General features: G+C 73.3%; 17 protein-coding genes. 10 read left to right on the plus strand and 7 right to left on the minus strand.

What is annotated here, in order from left to right:
- Positions 1–15: 15 nt before the first annotated feature.
- Positions 16–1026 carry a Gfo/Idh/MocA family protein gene (locus ACWGR4_RS41200; RefSeq protein WP_452129121.1) on the minus strand — a complete coding sequence of 337 codons (1011 nt, stop codon included), beginning with the start codon at positions 1024–1026 and terminating at the stop codon, positions 16–18.
- Positions 1027–1623: 597 nt separating this feature from the next.
- Here ACWGR4_RS41200 and ACWGR4_RS41205 point away from each other — a divergent pair.
- Positions 1624–3759 (plus strand): ATP-binding cassette domain-containing protein, encoded by a 2136-nt coding sequence (locus ACWGR4_RS41205; protein WP_452129120.1) that lies wholly within the window; start codon positions 1624–1626, stop codon positions 3757–3759.
- Positions 3760–3787: 28 nt separating this feature from the next.
- A complete protein-coding gene (locus ACWGR4_RS41210; RefSeq protein WP_380009387.1) occupies positions 3788–3988 on the plus strand; it encodes a hypothetical protein in 201 nt (66 codons plus the stop codon).
- A gap of 78 nt (positions 3989–4066) precedes the next feature.
- Here ACWGR4_RS41210 and ACWGR4_RS41215 read toward each other — a convergent pair whose 3' ends face one another.
- Positions 4067–4576, minus strand: a complete 510-nt coding sequence (locus ACWGR4_RS41215; RefSeq protein WP_452129119.1) for an MmyB family transcriptional regulator — start codon at positions 4574–4576, stop codon at positions 4067–4069.
- A 17-nt stretch (positions 4577–4593) separates the two neighbouring features.
- On the opposite strand from ACWGR4_RS41215, the gene ACWGR4_RS41220 reads away from it, so the two are divergent.
- Together ACWGR4_RS41220 and ACWGR4_RS41225 are read left to right on the plus strand one after the other, a co-directional pair.
- Positions 4594–4950 carry a hypothetical protein gene (locus ACWGR4_RS41220; protein ID WP_452129118.1) on the plus strand — a complete coding sequence of 119 codons (357 nt, stop codon included), beginning with the start codon at positions 4594–4596 and terminating at the stop codon, positions 4948–4950.
- A 108-nt stretch (positions 4951–5058) separates the two neighbouring features.
- Entirely contained in the window at positions 5059–6018 is a 960-nt protein-coding gene (locus ACWGR4_RS41225) for a GlxA family transcriptional regulator (protein WP_452129117.1), read from the plus strand.
- A gap of 37 nt (positions 6019–6055) precedes the next feature.
- Here ACWGR4_RS41225 and ACWGR4_RS41230 read toward each other — a convergent pair whose 3' ends face one another.
- On the minus strand, positions 6056–6865 hold the full coding sequence (locus ACWGR4_RS41230) for an MmyB family transcriptional regulator (protein ID WP_452129116.1): 810 nt from the start codon (positions 6863–6865) through the stop codon (positions 6056–6058).
- Positions 6866–7083: 218 nt separating this feature from the next.
- Complete coding sequence (locus ACWGR4_RS41235) at positions 7084–7920, minus strand: class I SAM-dependent methyltransferase (protein ID WP_452129115.1); 837 nt, start codon at positions 7918–7920, stop codon at positions 7084–7086.
- A 100-nt stretch (positions 7921–8020) separates the two neighbouring features.
- Here ACWGR4_RS41235 and ACWGR4_RS41240 point away from each other — a divergent pair, with 100 nt between their 5' ends.
- Both ACWGR4_RS41240 and ACWGR4_RS41245 read left to right on the plus strand, forming a co-directional pair.
- The gene (locus ACWGR4_RS41240; RefSeq protein ID WP_452129150.1) at positions 8021–8620 is read left to right on the plus strand and encodes a TetR/AcrR family transcriptional regulator; all 600 of its coding nucleotides are present in this window, start codon (positions 8021–8023) and stop codon (positions 8618–8620) included.
- Between the two features lie 226 nt (positions 8621–8846).
- A complete protein-coding gene (locus ACWGR4_RS41245; protein WP_452129114.1) occupies positions 8847–9197 on the plus strand; it encodes an STAS domain-containing protein in 351 nt (116 codons plus the stop codon).
- A gap of 37 nt (positions 9198–9234) precedes the next feature.
- On the opposite strand, the gene ACWGR4_RS41250 is transcribed toward ACWGR4_RS41245, so the two are convergent.
- Complete coding sequence (locus ACWGR4_RS41250; protein WP_452129113.1) at positions 9235–12546, minus strand: amidohydrolase family protein; 3312 nt, start codon at positions 12544–12546, stop codon at positions 9235–9237.
- A 388-nt stretch (positions 12547–12934) separates the two neighbouring features.
- Between ACWGR4_RS41250 and ACWGR4_RS41255 the strand changes: the two genes are divergently transcribed.
- Positions 12935–14314 carry a salicylate synthase gene (locus ACWGR4_RS41255; RefSeq protein WP_452129112.1) on the plus strand — a complete coding sequence of 460 codons (1380 nt, stop codon included), beginning with the start codon at positions 12935–12937 and terminating at the stop codon, positions 14312–14314.
- A 170-nt stretch (positions 14315–14484) separates the two neighbouring features.
- The gene (locus tag ACWGR4_RS41260; RefSeq protein WP_380009354.1) at positions 14485–15138 is read left to right on the plus strand and encodes a GNAT family N-acetyltransferase; all 654 of its coding nucleotides are present in this window, start codon (positions 14485–14487) and stop codon (positions 15136–15138) included.
- A gap of 42 nt (positions 15139–15180) precedes the next feature.
- Here ACWGR4_RS41260 and ACWGR4_RS41265 read toward each other — a convergent pair whose 3' ends face one another.
- Complete coding sequence (locus ACWGR4_RS41265; RefSeq protein WP_452129111.1) at positions 15181–15918, minus strand: hypothetical protein; 738 nt, start codon at positions 15916–15918, stop codon at positions 15181–15183.
- On the minus strand, positions 15915–16391 hold the full coding sequence (locus ACWGR4_RS41270; RefSeq protein ID WP_452129110.1) for a hypothetical protein: 477 nt from the start codon (positions 16389–16391) through the stop codon (positions 15915–15917). Before ACWGR4_RS41270 ends, ACWGR4_RS41265 begins: the two co-directional genes overlap by 4 nt.
- Before the next feature lie 666 nt (positions 16392–17057).
- On the opposite strand from ACWGR4_RS41270, the gene ACWGR4_RS41275 reads away from it, so the two are divergent.
- Together ACWGR4_RS41275 and ACWGR4_RS41280 are read left to right on the plus strand one after the other, a co-directional pair.
- A complete protein-coding gene (locus ACWGR4_RS41275) occupies positions 17058–17861 on the plus strand; it encodes an RNA polymerase sigma factor (RefSeq protein WP_452129109.1) in 804 nt (267 codons plus the stop codon).
- 51 nt (positions 17862–17912) lie between these two features.
- Positions 17913–18815 carry an SAM-dependent methyltransferase gene (locus ACWGR4_RS41280; RefSeq protein ID WP_452129108.1) on the plus strand — a complete coding sequence of 301 codons (903 nt, stop codon included), beginning with the start codon at positions 17913–17915 and terminating at the stop codon, positions 18813–18815.
- Positions 18816–18825 lie beyond the last annotated feature (10 nt).

Here is an 18825-nt window from a genome sequence, read left to right on the forward strand (position 1 = left end):
GCCCGCCCGCGTCGGCTAATCGACGCCCGGGTAGCGCACCCCGATGTGCTCGCGCACGGTGTCCAGCGTGCGCATCACGGCCAGCGTGCCCGCCAGTGGCACCAGCGGGGATTCGGTCTCGCCCGCGCGCAGGCAGCGCATGACCTCGATCGCCTCGTGCCGCATCGTGCCGCGTTCGGGATCGTCGGTGACGTCCGCGAGCAGCACGGTCCGCGGCTCCTCGCCCCGGCGCTGCACGACGAACCGGTCCGGGTAGTAGAAGCCGTCGGTGAACTCGATCCGCCCCAGGGTGCCGGCGACGGTCGCGGGCGCATCGGTGTCGGCCGTCATGGAGCAGCCCAGGGTGGCCACGGCACCGCTGTTCCAGCCCAGGACGATCCCGGTGTTCGCGTCCACCCCCTCGGGGGTCCGGTGCGCCCAGGCCCGGACCGTGTCGGGCTCGCCGAGCAGCAACTGGGCGAAGGAGACCGGGTAGACGCCCAGGTCGAGCAGCGCGCCGCCACCCTGCGCCGGGTCGCGCAGCCGGTGCTCGGGCGGGAGGTCCTCGGCGAAGCCGAACGCGGCGGACACGCTGCGTACCTCGCCGATCACGCCTTCCCGGACCAGCTCACGCATCCGGCGGATCAGCGGGTGGCAGTACGTCCACATGGCCTCCATCAGGAACAACCCGCGCTCCCGCGCCAGTTCGACCAGCTCGCGGGCCTCGCGCGAGTTCAGCGTGAACGCCTTCTCGCACAACACCGCCCGCCCGGCCGCCAGACACAGCCCCGCCGCCTCGCGATGCGCCGAGTGCGGGGTGGCGACATAGACGATGTCGATGTCGTCGTCGGCGGCCAACTCGGCCCAACTGCCGTACGCCCGGGGGATCTCGTGCCGCTCGGCGAAGGCCTTCGCGCTCGGAGTGCTGCGCGACCCGACCGCGATCACCTCGGTGTCCGGCAGGCTCCGCAGCGCCTCGGTGAACTCGGCGGCGATACCGCCGGTCGCCAGGATGCCCCAGCGAATGGTTCGTACGGCAGCGCTCATCGTCGCACCTCACCCTTGGTCCGGCCGCTCCGTCCCCGCCAGGATAGGCAGCCCCTCGGCGCCGCGCCCCGACGGGGCAGCGGGCGGCGGCGTGCGCGGCGGTTCGGCCCCTAGCGCGTGTCTTCAATCTCCCGCCGAGCTCCACGACGCCCGGCACCGCACCTCGCCGCCCCGGAGAAACAGGCGAATGGAACCACTGTGCACCTGCTTCTCCGGCACGCCGATGCACGGCATCCGCCCGTCGGGCTCCTCGCTGCGCTCACGCCGCGGAGCCCGACGGGGGCTTGAAGACACGCGCCAACGCGAGGGCGGGAGTCGTTCGTCGCGCGTCACCCCGGCCGGCCGACGCGCCTCCCGGGCGCGCCCGGCGCGCGGTGTGGTCGATCGGACGAGGGCGCGTGTCGTGGAGTGTCCGGCGCCGATCGGTCGGCGGAGCCGGGCAGCGAATCGTTTGGTCGAGCGCCCGTTCGAGGCGCCCGATTCGGTTCCACGCCTCGCTCTCACACCGGTGCGCTCTGCCGGGGTGTCACCCCACCGCACCAGCATTGGCGGACGCTCCGCCGAGCGATCCCACCCGCACGATCGGAAGGCGCCGTCGTGACCCCCAAACCCGCCGGAGAAGATCCCACCCCCCTGAGCGACGCCCGCTCGAAACCCGGGCCGAACGCCATCCCGCACCAGAGCGCCACCACGCCCGAGGCCCCCGCGGAGACCCCGCCCGAGGTCCCCACCGAAGTCCCGACCCGCGTCCCGACCGAGCGCCCCGCCGGAGCCTCTACCCGAGTCCCGCCCGAGCTCCCCGCCGAAGCGCCGACCCGAGCCTCGACCGAAGACCCCGCCGAAGCCCCGCCCGCCGACGAACGCCCGGACCAGGAACTGGCGTTCGCGCCCCCGGGCCGGGATACCGCCGTCGCGCTGACGAAGATCACCACCCGCGCCATGGCCGCCCGCCTGCCGCACCTGCTCGTGCGCGCCATGCGCCTCGCCTGGAAGGCCGACCCGCGAGCCCTGGTCGCGCTGATGGTATGTCAGGTCCTGGCCGGCGTCCTCGAAGCCGGCGGACTGCTCGCCACGACCGGCACGATCACCGCGCTGATCGCGTCGGGTGACGTCACCGACCGCTTGCGCGACGCGCTGCCCTCGATCCTCCTGCTGAGCGCGGCGGTCGGGCTGCGCGCCGTGCTCGGCATCGCCGTGGTGGCGCTGTCCGCGCGGGTGACCCCGCGGCTGACCCGCGAGTCCGAATGGCTGCTGCTCCAGGCCGCCTCCCGGGCCGAGTTGGCCGCCTACAACCACCCCGGTTACCAGGACCGATGGGACGCCGCGGACCGGGGCCTGCAATCGATGCGCGGCCTGATGCCGCAGTCCCAGGACGTCCTCGCCGCCTGCGCCTCGCTGATCGCCGCCGCGTCCGTACTCACCCTCCTGCACCCGGTGCTGTTGCCCCTGCTGCTCCTGGGCGCGCTGCCGCGCGGAGTGGCGGCGGTACGCGGCGCGCGCGTCGAATACCTGACCACGCTGCACACCCAGGACGAGCGGCGGCTGCTCAACATGCTGCGCTGGCACATCTCCGACCAGCGCTGGGCCGACCAGCTCCGGGCCGGCACCATGGCGCCGTTCCTGCTCGGTCGCTACGCCGTCGCGGCCGATCGGGTACAGCGGGTCACCCAGTCCGGCGCCTGGACCACCGCCAAGATCGGCCTGGTCGGCGCCGCCGTCGGCGGGCTGGCGGCAAGCCTGGTGTGGGCCGCGCTGGCGTACCTGCTGTCCACGGACCGTATGTCGGTGGCCGCCGCCGGCACCGCGGTGATCGCGCTGCGTACGGTCGGTACGGCCCTGGGCGGTCTGGTGGTCTCCGGCAGTCGGCTCTACAGCGTCGGCCTGTACCTCGACGACTGGGCCCGCTTCCTCGACGAGGCCGGCGGCCACGCGATGACGCGCGGCGACCTCGTCCCCAAGCCGCCCGTCGTGGTCCGCGCCGAGAACGTCACCTACCGCTACCCCGGCAAGGCCGCACCCGCCGTCGCCGACATCGACCTGGAGCTGCGCAGGGGCACCATCCTGGCCCTGGTGGGGGAGAACGGTTCCGGCAAGTCGACCCTGTCCCGTCTGCTGTGCGGCCTGTACCTGGCCCACGAGGGCCGGGTCACCTGGAACGGCGACGACGTGGGCGACCTCGATCCGCACGCGGCCTGGTCCCACGTCGGCTACGTCCCGCAGGAGATTGCCCGCTGGCCGCTGTCCGCCCGACTGAACATCAACCTCGGCCAACCCCGCGAGGACGACGACGAAGCGATCGAGCGCGCGGCCGGCGCCTCGGGCGCGGACGACGTGATCGCCGGCCTCCCACGCGGTCTCGGCACCCTCCTGGCCCGCGAATGGTGGGGTGGCGTCGACCCGTCCGTGGGTCAGTGGCAACGATTCGGCATCGCCCGCGCGCTGTACGGCGAGCCGGGGCTGATCTGCCTGGACGAACCCACCTCCGCCCTCGACCCCCGAGCCGAACACCGCATCTTCGCGGGCCTTCGCGAGATCGCCCGGGACAGCGCCGTCGTCCTGGTCACCCACCGACTGGCCAACGTCGCGGTCGCGGACCACATCGTGGTGATGGACTCGGGGCGGGTGACCCAGCAGGGCACGTTCGACGAACTCCTCGCGGAACACGACGGGTTGTTCGCCGAACTGTGGCGGCTGCAACAGGACCGGGGCGCCGAATCCGCGCCGCGCGCGTAGTCGGCCCGCCCGGACGGAGGAACATCCCATGGACATCGGTACCAGGGTCGAAGCGGTCGGGGACCTGGGCGGCGGCCTCACCCAATCCGTCCCCGCCGGAACCCGGGGCGTCGTTGTGGGCAGCCGGTTCGACGGCCGACTGGAGGTCGCCTTCACCCTGGCGGGCCTCCTCGGCGGCACCCGGTCGGTGACGGTCGCGGTCGCGTCGAACAAGGTGAAGCCACTGTGAGGAAGGCCGGGACGACCGGGGACACCCGCCACACTCGCCACACCCGCCACGCCGGGGCATAGGGCTCGCGGACCCGCCCTATCGGGGCTCGTCTTCGGGTTCCGCCCGGCCCGCCGCCAAGCTGCCGAGCAGGCACAGTGCCTGCTCGGTGGCGCTGCCCGGCTCCGCCTGATACACCACCAACTGCTGCCCCGGCGCGCTGTTCACCGTCAACGACTCGTAGGACAACTCCAGTTCGCCCACCGCGCGAGGCCGGAAACGTTTGGCCTCGGTGCTCTTGCGGCGCACCTCGTGTCGGGCCCACAGCCGGGCGAAGTCCTGGCTGCGCAGCGACAGTTCGCCCACCAGCGAGACCAGCGCCGGGTCCCCGGGATCATCGCCCGCGCACGAGCGCAGCGACGCGACGGTGTTGCGCGCCGCCTGCTCCCAGTCCGGGTAGAACGTGCGCCCGGCCGGATCGAGGAAGAGCAGCCTGAGCAGGTTGCGTTCGGGCCCATCGAACAGCGCCGCGCCCAGCGTGTTCGCGGCCAGGATGTCCATGTAGCGACCCAGTACGACGGCCGGCTGCCGATCCCAGGACTGCATCATTTGCACCAACCGAGTCGTTGGCAGCCGAGGTCGCGCCGCTGGGGATCCGGGTGACCATCGTGGAGCCGGCCGCGTTCCGGACGAACTGGTCCGGCCCTTCGATGCGGGAGTCCGCCGTCCGGATCGCCGACTACGCGGACACCGCCGGCGCTCGCCGGGCCGCCACGCGCGCGACGTACGGGCGGCAGCCGGGCGACCCGGACCGTGCCGCCGCCGCGATCGCCGCCGTGGTCGACGCCCCCGAACCCCCGCTGCGGCTGCTGCTCGGGGAGGCGGCGGTGCACATCGCCGAGGCCCGACTGGATGCGCTGCGTGACGGGTTCGCGGCGTGGCGGCAGCTGAGCCTGGGCGCGGACTTCCCGCCGGAGAGGTGAGGTGAGCGGCTGTCCGGGCCGGACCGGGCCGGGTCGGGCGGCGCGCGGACGATGCCCGACCCCGGGTGCGGCTGTGGCGGTTTTCCGGTGGCCGAGTACATTCCTGCCATGCACATCGTCGCCATCCTCGCCCTGGACGGGGTGATCCCGTTCGATCTGGCCACCCCGATCGGGGTGTTCACCCTCTCCCGGCTTCCGGACGGTCGGCCCGGCTACGACGTGCGGGTGTGCGCCGAGCAGCCGGAGGTCGACGCCGGCCTGTTCACCCTGCGGGCGCCGTGGGGGCTGGACGGGCTGGTGGGCGCGGACACGATCATCGTGCCCGGGACCGCCGACCCGCTGACCCCGCTCAGCCCCGCCGTGCGCGAAGCGCTGCGCACGGCGGCGCGGAACGGGACCCGGATCGCGTCGATCTGCGTGGGCACCTTCCCCCTGGCCGCCACGGGGCTGCTGGACGGCCTGCGTGCCACCACGCACTGGATCGCGGCCGATCTCCTGGCCGAACACCACCCGTCCGTCGAGGTCGATCCGGACGTGTTGTACGTGGACAACGACCGCATCCTCACCTCCGCCGGCGCCGCCGCCGGGATGGACCTGTGTCTGCACATGATCCGCCGCGACTACGGTTCGGCGGTCGCCGCCGACGCCGCCCGGCTGTCCGTCATGCCGCTGGAACGCGAGGGCGGGCAGGCGCAGTTCATCGTGCACGACCATGTCCCGACACCGCAGGGTTCGGCCCTGGAACCGCTGCTCGCGTGGTTGCGGGACAACCTGGGCGCCGAACTCACCCTCACCGACATCGCCGCCCGGGCGGGAACCAGCACCCGGACCCTGATCCGTCGTTTCCGCGAGCACACCGGCACCACGCCGCTGCAATGGCTGCACCGCGCGCGCATCCGCCAGGCCCAGCACCTCCTGGAGACCACCGGCGACCCGGTCGAACGCATCGGCGCCCAGGTCGGGTTCGGCTCGCCCACCGCCTTCCGCGACCGCTTCAAGAAGACCACCGGCGTCAGCCCCCACACCTACCGCCGTACCTTCGGCTCGGCGCAACCGGCATGTCCCTGACCACGCCCGGCGTCCGGCCCGGGCCGCGGATCGCGGCTCAGGACGGCCGCGACTCGACCGCCGGGAGCATGGCCAACAGGTGTCGGCCGTCGGTGTCCTCGTGGTGCAGGAACACCACCTCACAGGTGCCGAACACCCGGAGCCGTACGTGGTGGCGCAGTCGCGGACTGCACGGCAGTACACACCGGTGCCAGCGGGTCGCGGCGGCCGGATGGGCCAGCAGGGTCCGCACCAGCGCGGCGACCGTCGGGTCGTCGCCGTAGCGTACGTAGGTGAGTTGCGCGGTGGTGACCGCGTCGCGGCGGACCGCGTCGATGTCGGCGAAGGTCGCCGCCGCCTCGTCGCCGAAGATCCAGTCCAGCACGTTCGGCGGGCCCGCCGGCGCCCGGCGGTGGTGCAGCGCGGGGAAGCAGGCGAACACCATGTCGTTGGCGGCGAGCACGTTCCAGGCGTGGTCGGTGAGGATCGCCGGATTGGGGGACAACCGGCACAGGGTCTCCCGGTCGTCGTGCGACACGTCCGGGTCCGGTCTGGGCACGGGCCGGGGGAACACCGTCGAGTCCGGCCCCGTGGCCAGCAGGTGCAGCAGTCCGCGCTCGCGGTGCGGGACGCGCAACGTGTCCGCGACCCGGGCGAGCCGATGCGGGTCGAAGGCGACCCGGTCGCCCCGTTCGAGATGCCCGTACCAGCGCAGACTTACCCGGGCCCGGTCGGCGACGTCCTCCTGGCGCGGAACCCGGTTCGCCGCGCCCGCGAAGCCGAGCCCGGGTACGGCCGGGACCAGCCGGGTGCGATATCCGATCAGCATGCGGTGCAGGAGGGCGCGCCGAAGTCCCTCGTGATCCACGATCGACCTCCCGAGCCGGGGCACGGTGACAAGACGGCAGCGGCGGAGCGGGCATCACGGGTCGGCGCGGGAGGCACCGAACGCCTCCACCCTCGCGATGAGTGCGACCATCAGACACGCCCACCCCCCAAGGTCACAACCCCTCGACCACCCTCGACTGCGCCCGCCGATGGGGCGAGGCAGGCTTGTGGCGGTCAGGCGGTCAGGCGGTCAGGCGGTCAGGCGGGGTTGCGGGTCGTGGTGAGGGTCAGCGTGCCGTAGTCGACGGGGACGTTGCCGCCCGCCGCGTCGATCGCGGCGCCGAGGGCGGCCAGGAGTTCGGTTGAGACTTCGGGAGCGAGTCGGGTGTAGACGCCGATGGTGGGGACCTGGTCCAGCCACTCGTCCCGGCTGTAGGTGTGTCGCCAGTCGAGCCGCCACTGCTCCGGTTCGGCGAATGCGCCCGCCGCCCGGAGGCCGTCGGCCGCCTGGGTGCACATGGTCGCGTACGCCCGGTCGATGTCCGCCGGGGTCGGCAGTGCGGCGGGGGAGTCGGGCAGCAGTCGGCGGTGGATCTCGGCGAAGGCGGCGGCGAGTTCGGGCTCGGGCGAGGCGGCGTTCCAGAACAGGGCGAGCCGGCCGCCCGGGCGCAGCACCCGCGCCGCCTTGGCCGCGCCCGCGACCGGGTCCACCCAGTGCCAGGCCTGGCCGCAGACGAGCGCGTCGAAGGTGCGTCCGGCCGGGTCCCAGTCCTCGAACGTGGCGACCTCGACGTCGAGTCCGCGTCCGCGCGCCCAGTCGGCCATGCGCGGGTCCGGGTCGACGCCGAGCACCGTACATCCGGCCGCCCGGAAGCGTCGGCCGACGATGCCGGTGCCGCAGCCGACGTCCAGGACCTCCGGGCCCGGGGCGGCGGCGACGATGCGGTCCACCAGGGCCCGCGGGTAGCGGGGGCGGGTCCGGTCGTAGCGCTCGGCGTCCACGCCGAACGACTCCGCCGTCTCGCGGTGTCGGTGGGGTGGGATCGGGGGGTCGGGTCGGGGGGTGTGCTCCTGCCCCGACGGTATAGTGGGCATGTGCCCACTATGAATGGGCGTCTGCCCACTCGTCAATTGCCTCCCCGTCGAGCGCCGGATGCGGGGCGTGGGGCGATCGAGCCGGAAGGGGCGAATGACGATGCCGACGGGAGTGGCCCTGCGCGACGTGCGGGAGCAACTGTTCGACGCGGCCGAGCGGGTCCTGCTCCGGGACGGGCCGAGCGCGCTGACCAGCCGGGCGGTGACCACCGAGGCGGGCTGCGCCAAGGGTGTCCTGCATCGGCACTTCGCCGACTTCGACGACTTCCTCGCCGAACTCGTCCGCGACCGGGTGGCCCGGATCGACGGCCGCGCGGCTGCGCTGCACGGCCTGGCCGGGTCGGGCGACGTCGCCGATCACCTCGCCGAGGCGTTGATCGACCTGTTCGGATCGGTCGCCGTGGCCATCGTCGGCCTGGTCGTCTCCCGCGACGAACTGCGCGCCCGGCTGCGCCGCACCACACCCACCGGTGTGCCGATCCTGACCGAGGCCACGGCGATGATCGCCGGCTATCTCGCCGCCGAGCGTGCCCTGGGCCGGCTCGTCCCGGACGCCGATCCCGACATGCTCGCGCCCATGCTGGTCGGCACCGGGCACCTGCTCTTCGCCGACCGCAAGGGCACACCGCCCACTCGCGAGACGGTGCATCGGGCGGTGCGCACCTTCCTGGCGGGTGTGGTGTCGGGGGTCCCGCGCTGATCATCGCTGCGCACCTTCGGAAGAAGGTTCCGGAATTCATTGACGCGGGTTTCGGGGCGTCCGATGCTGGGAGCAGACCAACCCGACAGATGTCGACGAAACACGCATACGGTACGCAAGGGAGTCGACCATGTCTCGACGACCGCGTCGCCCCGAGCCCCGCGGCGGGGGTGGATCCTCCGCGCCACCGCCGCGGCCGAGCCGACCCGAGCGGTACCAACAACCCGTGCCCGCCTCGGAACTGCTGCGCCTGCACGTCACTGCCGACGGGGAACCGGTCCTGCTCCGGGTCGCCGGCGAGATCGACGTGGCCACCGGTCCGCGATTGTGTCGGGCGCTCGGCCGGCTGCTCGACAGCGGCGCGGAGCACGTGCACGTCGACCTGGCGGACGTGACCTTCTGCGACAGCACGATCGTGCATGCGTTGCTGCACGCGCGCACCCGGGCCGGCGCGCGGGGCACCACGCTGACCCTGGATTTGGGCGAATGGGCCCGCCGCCTGCTCGACATCACCGGGACGACGCATCTGTTCACGCTGCGTCGACGGCCCGAAGCGCCGCGCTCCGCCGATCCCTGATCGACTCGCGTCCTCGCCCGCCGGCGGTTCGGTGGTGTCAGCCGCAACAGCCGTCCCGCTGCAACTCCAGGGCGATGGCCAACCAGCCGTCGGCGGGCTCGGGTTCGGGGCGGGCGTGGTGGCCTGCTCCGGGCGGCGTCACCCGGGCCTGGCCGGCGGCGGGCGCGGAGGCGGCGGGCGCCGGGAAGGAGCGGACCAGGTCGTCCCGGTGGAAGGGGGTGCCGCCGCGTACCGCCGAGACGGTGCGGACCAGGGTGTCGAAGTCGGTGAACGGATCGCCGTCCACGATGGTCAGGTCGGCCAGTCTGCCCGTCTCCAGCGTGCCCAGGTCGCGGTCCACGGCGAAGAGTCGGGCCGGCAGCACGGTGGCGGTGCGCAGTGCCTGGGCGGGGGACAGGCCGTGCGCATGCAGCGCGCGCAGTCCCAGGTGCAGGTGCAGGCCCACCGGGACCAGGGGCGCGTCGGTGCCCAGGGCGACCCGGCCGCCGGCGCTCAGGATGCGACGGTAGGTGTCCATCTCGGTGCCCAGCGCGGCCAGTTGGGCGGGTGTGGGTGGGCGGCCGGCGAGTTGGCGAACCAGCGCGGTGTGCCAGGGTGGCATCAGCACGGTGACCCGGTCGTCCGCGGCCAGGGCCGGGTCGGCGCCGATCAGGGGCAGTGCGGTGAACGGCGTGGCGATCATGGCGAAGTCGCCGGTGGTGTAGATCTCGTGCACGTCCTGGTACGAGTGGCCCGTCGCGGAGACGGCGCGGCCGAACTCGATGCGCTGGGTCGCGTTCAGATGGGTCGTCAGGTCCTGGCCCACCTCGATTCCGGGCGAACATAGGTGACTTCCGGCGGGTACGCCCAACTCGTCGTGGGCGTACCGCGCCGCCTCGGCCATCAGCCACGTGGGGGCGCGCACGTACGTCTTCACGAAGTCCCAGTCGAGCGCGGCGGCGCGGGCCAGCGACCGGGTGAGCCCGGCCGGCGTGCGGTGGCTGCGGCCCATGCTGTACGCCACCCGTGCCCCGTCGAGGAGTTCGCCGGTGCTCAGCAGGCGGGGGCCGGCCAGTTCGCCGGCGTTGATCGCCTCCTTGAGCCGGGCCTGTTCGTAGGCGAAGCCGCCGAGCGAAACGGCGGTGGTGATGCCGTAGGCGAGTTGGGTGGCGGTCTGCCGGCCGCCGAAGGTGTACTGCCACGGGTGGGTGTGCGCGTCCCACAGGCCGGGGAGCACGGTGCGCGCGGACGCGTCGAGGGGTGGGGCGGCGGACGGGCGGCCGGGGCGATGCGGTTCGATCGCGGTGATCCGGCCGCGGTGGACGAGGATGTCGACGTCGTCCCGGGTGCGCTCGCCGGTGCCGTCCCACAGGCGTCCGGCGTGGACGACGAGGTCGGCCGGGGTGGGGTGGCGGTGGTCCAGCGGCACCCGGACGGTGCGGGCGGTGCCGGCGGCCACGTCGAACAGGCGCAGCCGCCCGGCGGTCAGGTAGAGCAGTCGGCCGCCGTCGGCGGACCAGGACGGATGGTCGGCGGTCTCGGTGGTCAGCTGTCGCGCCTCCCCGTCCGGAGCGCCGTCGGCGCGAACGGGCAGCAGCCACAGGGCGGATTCGACGATCACCGCCATCGAGCGCCCGTCGGGGGACCAGACCGGCCCCGAGTCGTAGCGGTCGGCGATCGAGGCGTGCGGGGCGACCGCGTACAGCCGGCTCGCGCCGGGTGCCTCGTGCGCGTCGCCGGCGGGCGCGTCGATGTCGATCACCCGGATGAGGTTGTAGCCCTCACGGAAGCGCCGGTTGAGCCGGTTGCGATCGCACAGCGCCACGCGGCGGCCGTCCGGCGACCAACTCGGCCGCCCCGGCAGTCCGCTGCCCGACAGCGGCGGCGCGAGGACCCGTTCGGTGCCGCCGGCCAGGTCGGTCAGGACCAGGTTGCCGGACATGTCGAGGCTGACGAGCCGGCGTCCGTCGGGGGACAGGGCCGGGTGTGTGCGCCCGCCGGCCGCCAGGACCGTTTCGGTGCCGGACGCCAGGTCGAGGCGGCGTACCGCGTAGAGGCCGTCGCGGTCGTCGGCGAACACCAGGCCCCGGCCGTCGCCGGTCCAGGTCGGCGCCATGACGTAGCGTGTGGGCGCGGTGGAGAACACCCGGCGCGGCACTCCGCCACCTGAAGTCGGCGCGATCCAGAGGGAGTTCAGCGCCGCGAAGACGACCTCGCGGCCGTCGGGGGACAGCGCCGGCAGATGGATGCCGCGCACCGGCCGCACCCGGTCCGTGTCGAACTCGCGGTGTTTGGCGCGGTATCGCGGCCGGTCGAGCGGCAGGGTGGCGTCGAACGCGAACTCGACGGCCGTCGTGGGGTCCTCGGGGCGGAGCAGCCGGAACCGTCCGTCCACGTTGAGCAGCAGCTCGCCGCCCGCACTCCAGCGCGGCGGCACCGGCAGCACGTCGCCATCGATCGGGACCCGCGCGCCGTCGACGATCAGGGAGCACTCCCCGTCGGGCCGTTCGCTGTCGGACCCGCCCATCGTGCGCAGATACGCCAACCGCCCGGAGGCGGACAGCGCCGGGGTCATGATCTGTGTGCCGGGCGTGGTCTCGGTGTGCTCGACGGTCACCGGGCCGGTGCCGTCGGGGGGCACCGAGGCGACGGTGCGGGCGTCCGGGGACGTGCCGCCCGCGGCGGCCCGGACGAACAGGATCCGGGTGCCGTCGGGGGCCCAGGTCGGATCGAAGTCCTCCCACGGGCCGTCCTGGAACGGGCCGTCCTGACCGGGCAGTCCGGTGATCCGGGTGAGCGCGCCGCCGCGCACGTCGAGGACCCAGAGGCGGTAGGGGCTGCCCGTGATCGGGTCGCCGTCGCGTTCGGACGCGAACACCAGCCTGGTGCCGTCCGGGGACCAGGCGGGCGCGCGGTCGTCCCACGGGCCGTCGGTGAGTTGCCGAAGTCCGCCGCCGTCGGGGCGCATCGTCCAGACGTGGAACCGGCCGTCCCGACACGCCGAGAAGGCCAGGAGTCGGCCGTCGGGGGCGAACACCGGGCGGCCGGGCTCCAGTTCGGGGGCGGTCAGCGCACGGGCCGGGCCACCGTCGGGCGGGATCGCCCACAACACGCTCTGCACCTCGGCGACCAGGCCGCCGCCGACGGGATCGAGCGTCGCGGCGCCGTTGGTGGCGGCGGTGAAGGACAACGAGTCGCGGCCGGCGGCGACCTCCGCGAACGGATCGTGGGCGGGCCGGGCGCCGGGCCCGATCGCGTCGCCGATCAGCGCGCCACCCACCGCGACACCGCCGGCGGCGATTACGAACCGGCGCCTGGTGAGTCCCGAACGGGACGAACGGCCTTTGTCGGCCGGGTCGATGCTTTGCACGGAGCCTCCTGGTATACGACGCACGGGGTCGGGAGGGCGGACTTCGGCAACGTATCGGTTTGTCCGGTATGGCGATCGTCGATGCGGCGCGGGAGGCCGAAGAAACCATCCCAACGGGTGAGTCGCGGTGTGGGCTTGCGGGCCGATCGGTGTGCGCGGGCGAGTGGGTGCCGCATGGACGGGTTACCCAACTCGCGTGGCATGCAGCCGAGTTGGTTTGTCTGGAGGGGTTGTCGAGCGTCGGCGGGACGCCTGGATATTGCCTTGGCGTCTCTTGTTAGGTAAGGCTAACCTAAGTGGATATTGCTCTATCCGTGCGGTCGGGTGGGCGCCGCGCGCGACGCGTCGAGGCCCGGGCCGGCCGCAGTATCCGAGGACGGTGCATCCCATGACCATCGACTCCGCCGCTGCTGCCGCGCCCGCCGCTGCCGCCGCGACCGACCCGCGCCGACTGTGGGTGCGCCACGAGGGGGAGTTCGATCCGCTCGACGTCGTGGTGCGGTTGGCCGAGGCCGGGGGGTTCGAAGAGTCGGTCGTATACGAGGGGGAGGGGCGGTGGTGGTTCGCCGGCGGCGCCGTCGCGGAGGTGGCCGTGCATGCCGACGCCGTGGTCGGCACGAGTGAGGGGCGATGTACTCGTGTGCCGTGGGAGGGGTCGCCGGCGCGGGCGATCGAGGCGGTGCTGGGCGGGCTGCCGATCGAGGACTGGCGGCTGTACGGGTGGGTGGGCTTCGAACTCGGGCGGGCCGTGGCCGGGTTGCCGGTGGGCGCGGATCTGCTCGGGCGGCTGACGGTGCCTCGGATCGAGGTGGGGGTGGACGAGACGGCGCTGACCGTGTGGGCGTGCGACATCGAGGAGTTGCGGCGGGTGACGCGGATCGTGCTCGACGGCGATCGGGCGACGGCCGCGCCGAGTCGGCCGGTCGACGTCGAGGACGACGATCCCGCGCCGTTCACGGCGGCCGTGGCGGCGACGGTGGGGCGGATCCGGGCGGGCGAGGCGGACAAGGTGGTGTTGTCCCGGCGGGTGGCGGTGCCCTGTGCCGTCGACTTTCCGGCCACCTACCTGCGGGGGCGCCGGGCGAATACGCCGGCCCGGTCGTTCCTGCTGGATCTGCCGGGACTTCGGGCCGTCGGGTTCAGCCCGGAGATCGTGGTGGAGGTTGCCGGCGATCGGACCGTGACCGTGCGACCGCTCGCGGGCACGTGTCCGCGCGACGGCGACCCCGCCTTCGACGCCCGACGGCGCGGCGCGCTGTTGCGGGACGCCAAGGAGGTGCACGAGCACGAACTGTCGGTCCGTGCCGCCGAGGCCGAACTGCGTGCCCTGTGCGAGCCGGACAGTGTCGGCGTGGACGAGTTCATGGCGGTCCGGGAGCGGGGCAACGTGCACCACATCGGCTCGCGCCTGTCGGGCCGACTGGCACAGCCGCACAGCGCCTGGGACGCCCTCGTCGCGACGACTCCCGGCCTCGCCGCGACCGGCGTCCCCAGGGCGGCGGCCTACGCGGTGATCGACGCCCACGAGCCGGGCCCGCGCGGTCTCTACGGCGGCGCCGTGATCCGGGCCGGCCGGGCCGGGGAGTTGGACGCGACGCTGGCCCTGCGGATGATCCACACCCGGGACGACACCACGTGGCTACAGGCCGGTGCCGGCATCGTCCGCGACTCCCGGCCGCCCGGCGAATACCGCGAGACCTGCCACCAACTGACCACGACGGCGCCCCACATCGTCCCCCTGCCGAACGGCTCCCCGAAGCTGCGCTGACCCTTCGTGTGGGCGCTCGCCGGTCCGTGGCGGATCGTGGTCTTCGTCACCCGGGAGGGATACCGCCCCGTTTCGGGGCCGGTCCGGCCTGCGGCGCCGGGGCCTTGTGCGGATCGCCGAAGTCTCGGTTGCAGCATGTTCGGCTCGACCACTGTCCGTCGCGTGGGGACATGCCGGAGAATGTCCCGCAGCACTGGTTCGCGAGTCGGCGGGAGAGGAGCAGGTCGTTGATCGGTTTCGCGCACCGCGCCAAGGGCGGGGCCGTCCTGGGGGCCGCTCCGGGCCACCACGGGCCGTTCGGCGCCGACGCCCCGAGCGGTCCGGGCGACATACGCCTCGTGCCGCGTCCCTACACGCATCCCGACACCCAGCGTCTGCTGCACGCGCTCTACGCCCAGCAGGTCGCGCTCTACGGCTTCGCCGACCACCCCGACACCACCGAACCGCGCGATCTGGAGCCGCCCGAGGGCCTGTTGGTGGTGGCCTACGCCGGCACCGAGCCGATCGGATGCGGCGGCTGGCGCACCCTGCCCAGTCGCACGGCGGAGATCAAGCGGCTGTATGTGGTGCCCGAACATCGGGGCCGGGGCTGTGGTCGCCGCCTGCTGGCCACCCTGGAGCACACCGCCGCCGAGGCGGGGGCGCGGCGCCTGGTGGTGGAGACCGGCGCGCGCAACATCCGTGCGCTTGCGCTGTTCGCGGCGACCGGGTACACGCCCCGCATCCCCTATGTCGAGGGCCGTGACCCGGCGATCAACCGGGCCATGACGAAGGAGTTGTTCCGCACCCTGGGCACCCGCCCCCTGTCGGCGCCACCGCGCTGAGCGGCGCCACCGCGCCGAGCGGCGGCGCGCCCCGGGCCGGGGTCAGCGTCGGGGGGTCCCCCGGGCGGTGGCGACGGCGAGTTCGCGCGAGAGGGTGGGGTCGGGCACGGGTACCTCGCCGAAGTCGGGCGCGGCCGCGTCCACCGGAAGGCCGTGGATGACCCGCTCGACGGCCGGCGGCAGCCGAGGATCGGCGCCGCGATGACTGGCGGCGATCAACGCGTGCCGTACGGGATCGGTGAGCAGCGGGCGGGCGGCGCACGGCACTTCGCACGGCGCGTCGGGTGCGCTCATGCGCTCGGCCCGGCGGCGCCAGTGCACGGCGTCGCGGGTCTGGCCGTGGCTGCGGTGCAGGAGGTACAGGCAGTGTGCGGCGGTGCGGTTGCCGCAGCCGGCCGCGACCTGCCACCAAAAGCGGGCGCCGTCCCCGTGGTGGGCCAGATACAGCAGCGAGGCGAACACCAGCGCGCCGTCCGGTCCGCCCTCGTGCAGCGTGGACAAGCGCTGGAGCGCGTCGGTGGCCTGGTCGGCGTTGAGCACGACGGCCGCGGCCAGGGCGAGTTCGTGGGCGGCGCGCTCGCGGACGGCCCGGGGGCCGGACTCGGCGTCGGTGTCCGTACCGGCCTCGGCCGGGGTCGACGCGCCGAACAGGGCGGCGGCGATGGCCCGTTCCGCCTGGGCGTGGTCGTAGTCGTCGTATTCGTGCGCGAGGACGCCTTCCGCGCCCAGCATCTCGTCGATGGTCGGCCGGTGTTCGCGACGGTCGGGGTGAGTGCTCACGGGATGTCCTCGCTGGGGTCGGTCGTGCCCGGATGGGTGGCCGATCGGCGCAGCGCCCACCGCAGATCGCAGCGCACGCCGTCGGCGGTCGTACCGAGCAGGTCCGCGACCTGCTCCGCGGAGCAGCGCAGTCGGGTGCGCAGGATCAGTACGTCGTATTGCCGCCCCGGGAGCGACGGGATGTGCGGCGACGCCGCGACGGCGATCCGCGCCGGGTGCGGGCCGTACTCGTCCAGATGTCGCCGGAACAGGGCCCAGGCGTACGCGTGCACGTTGGGGCGGCGCAGCGCGTGCGCCCACGTGCGGGCGAGGTCGAGGAGCGCTCGGGCGACGAGGGTCCGGGCCCGGTCCGGGTCGTCGAGGTGCACGCGCGCGTAGTCGAGCCAGGTCCCCGCGTGTGCCTGACGGTAGCCGTGGAACGACACGGGCAGCGTGCGGGGTTCGCCGCCGATCGCGGCGTCGGTGGGGCTCATGGGCGGGTCGGAGGGGGACGGTCTGGGCGCCGATGGTCGCTCACGGGTGTCCTTGCCTGTTCGGGGCGCGTGTCGAGACCGGATCCGCAAGGTCGTCGATGCGGACATCGACAGGACTTCGGGATGCGCTCGAGGGGACTTGACACACAGCCAAGCGGACGCGGAGGCCGTCTGTGCAAGTGCACGGGAAGTATTTTGTCCCATCCGGGGGGTTCGCCGCGCGGAACGGCGGACCGCGGCCCCCGAATGCGGCACACTCGGTACCCGCCCGGCGCAACCGGGTTCGCCGGGTCCCCCGACCGCCGGGATCGACTCGCGACCGCGGCGCGGTCACCGTGCGACGGGGCTCGTCGATCCCGGATAAATGATCGTAAACATGTCAAAACCGGGCCCGTTCGATCAACGGACAGCGAATACGTACTTACGTGCAGTTAGCCTTCATCTTGCACACCCGGGCTCTCCACAGGGTTTGCTGTGCCTGGGAGCGCGCCGCGCCCCGCATCGACGCCCCGACCCACACGGGCCGGGGAGCCAACAGAGAGGTCTCCGCGTGGAGACGCAGAACCACCCTCTGCGGGTCCTCGAACCCGGCTCGCGGATGCCCCTCCCCGGGCCGGGGACGGGAGTTCCCCGCCGGACCCCACCGCGCAACAGGAAGGACGGGTCGTGACGAACCCGGGGGAACGATCCGCCGAAGGCCAACTGCCGCCCGATTTCGTCCGGTTCCACCGCAGGCACGCCACCCTGTGGTTACGGGTCGCACACCTGGAACTGGGCGCGCGCGAGCCGGCCGCGGAAGTCGTCGAACAAAGCCTGATCGAACTGGCCACGGTATGGGAGCGCGCGTCGGGACCCGTCGAACCGCTCGCCTGGCGCATGTTGCGCCGGCACATCGTCCGCCACATGCAACGCAGCGGCAAAACCTCGGCGTTCGTGTCCACCGCCGCCTTCGACCCGACCGCCTTCGAGGCGCTGCGCCTGCCGCCGAAGGTATTCGACACCCTCGAACACCGCATCGCGCTGTTCACCGCCGTGCACGAACTGCCCCGAGACCACCACGAGGTCTTCCTGCTCACCCGGGTCCTCGGACAGAGCAACCAGGACGCCGCCCGGCTGCTGGGCATCCGGGAGAAGACCGTGCGCGAACTCCGGCGCGACGCGATCGCGCTGCTGATGCAGGGGTTGAGCGAGGACGACCCGGACACCGCGACAGCCGCCCGCCGCGTCCTGCACCTGTCCCGCGACCAACTCGCCGAACTGGAAGGGCCCATCGGCCTGTTCCGGGCCATCGCCCGGCTGCCGGACCGGCAGTTCGAGGCGATGACGCTGCGCTACGTGCTGGAGTACTCCGACGAGACGGCCGGTCGCCTCCTGGGCATGACCGCCGCCACCGTGCGCTCGAACGTGCGCCACGCGAAGGAGACGATCGCCCGCACCCTGGGCCTGCCGGAGCTCCCGGACCCGGACTGACGCGCGGTGATGTCCCCCCGATTTCGGGTAGTTCCCCGATGTGCCCCGCGGATGGGGCCGGTTCGCGATGATCGGGCGGACGACGACCGGTACCGCGCGGAGGATCCGGTCGGCAACCAGGGGGAGACGACGGTGGCGGACGAGCCCGGACGCGGCACGGACAGGCCCTTGGAGATCGGCATCGAACGAGCCCACCCGGCCCGGATGTACGACTACTACCTGGGCGGCAGAACCAACTTCGACCCCGACCGCGAGGCGGCCGAGGCGGCGCTCGCGGCCTTTCCCACTCTGCGGATCACCGCCGAGGAGAACCGCGGGTTCCTGCTGCGCGCGGTCGAGCACCTGGCCCGGTCCGGCATCCGGCAGTTCGTGGACGTGGGCAGCGGCATCCCGGTCGCCGGCCGCAACACGCACGATGCGGCCCAGGCCGTGCGCGCCCAGGCCCGGGTGCTCTACGTGGACAACGACCCCATCGTGCTCGCGCACGCCCAAGCCCTGCTCACCAGCGGGCCCCGGGGCCGCACCGCCTACCTCAACGCCGACCCGCGCCGACCCGAAACGATCCTCGAGCACCCGGAGTTCGTGCGCTCGGTGGACTTCGACGAGCCGGTCGCGATGTTGCTCGTGGCGATCCTGCACTTCGTCGCCGACCACCAGGACCCGCTCGACCTGCTGCGCCGGCTGACCCGGCGGCTGCCCTCGGGCAGTCGGCTGGTGATCGCGCACGTGACCGGCGACTACGACCCGAAAGGCTGGGCCGGCCTGGTCCGCGCCTACGCCGACGCGGGCATCACCGTACGCCCGCGCAGCCGCGCCGAGGTGGCCGAACTTCTGGACGGCTGGGATGTGGAGGCGCCCGGCGTGGTCCCGGTGTCCCGATGGCACCCCACCGCCGAGCCGTCCGCCGAACCCGCGCTCGTCTCCTGCTACGGGGCGGTGGCCCGCAAGCCGTGAACGCACCGCG

This window comes from Embleya sp. NPDC055664 (assembly GCF_053618075.1).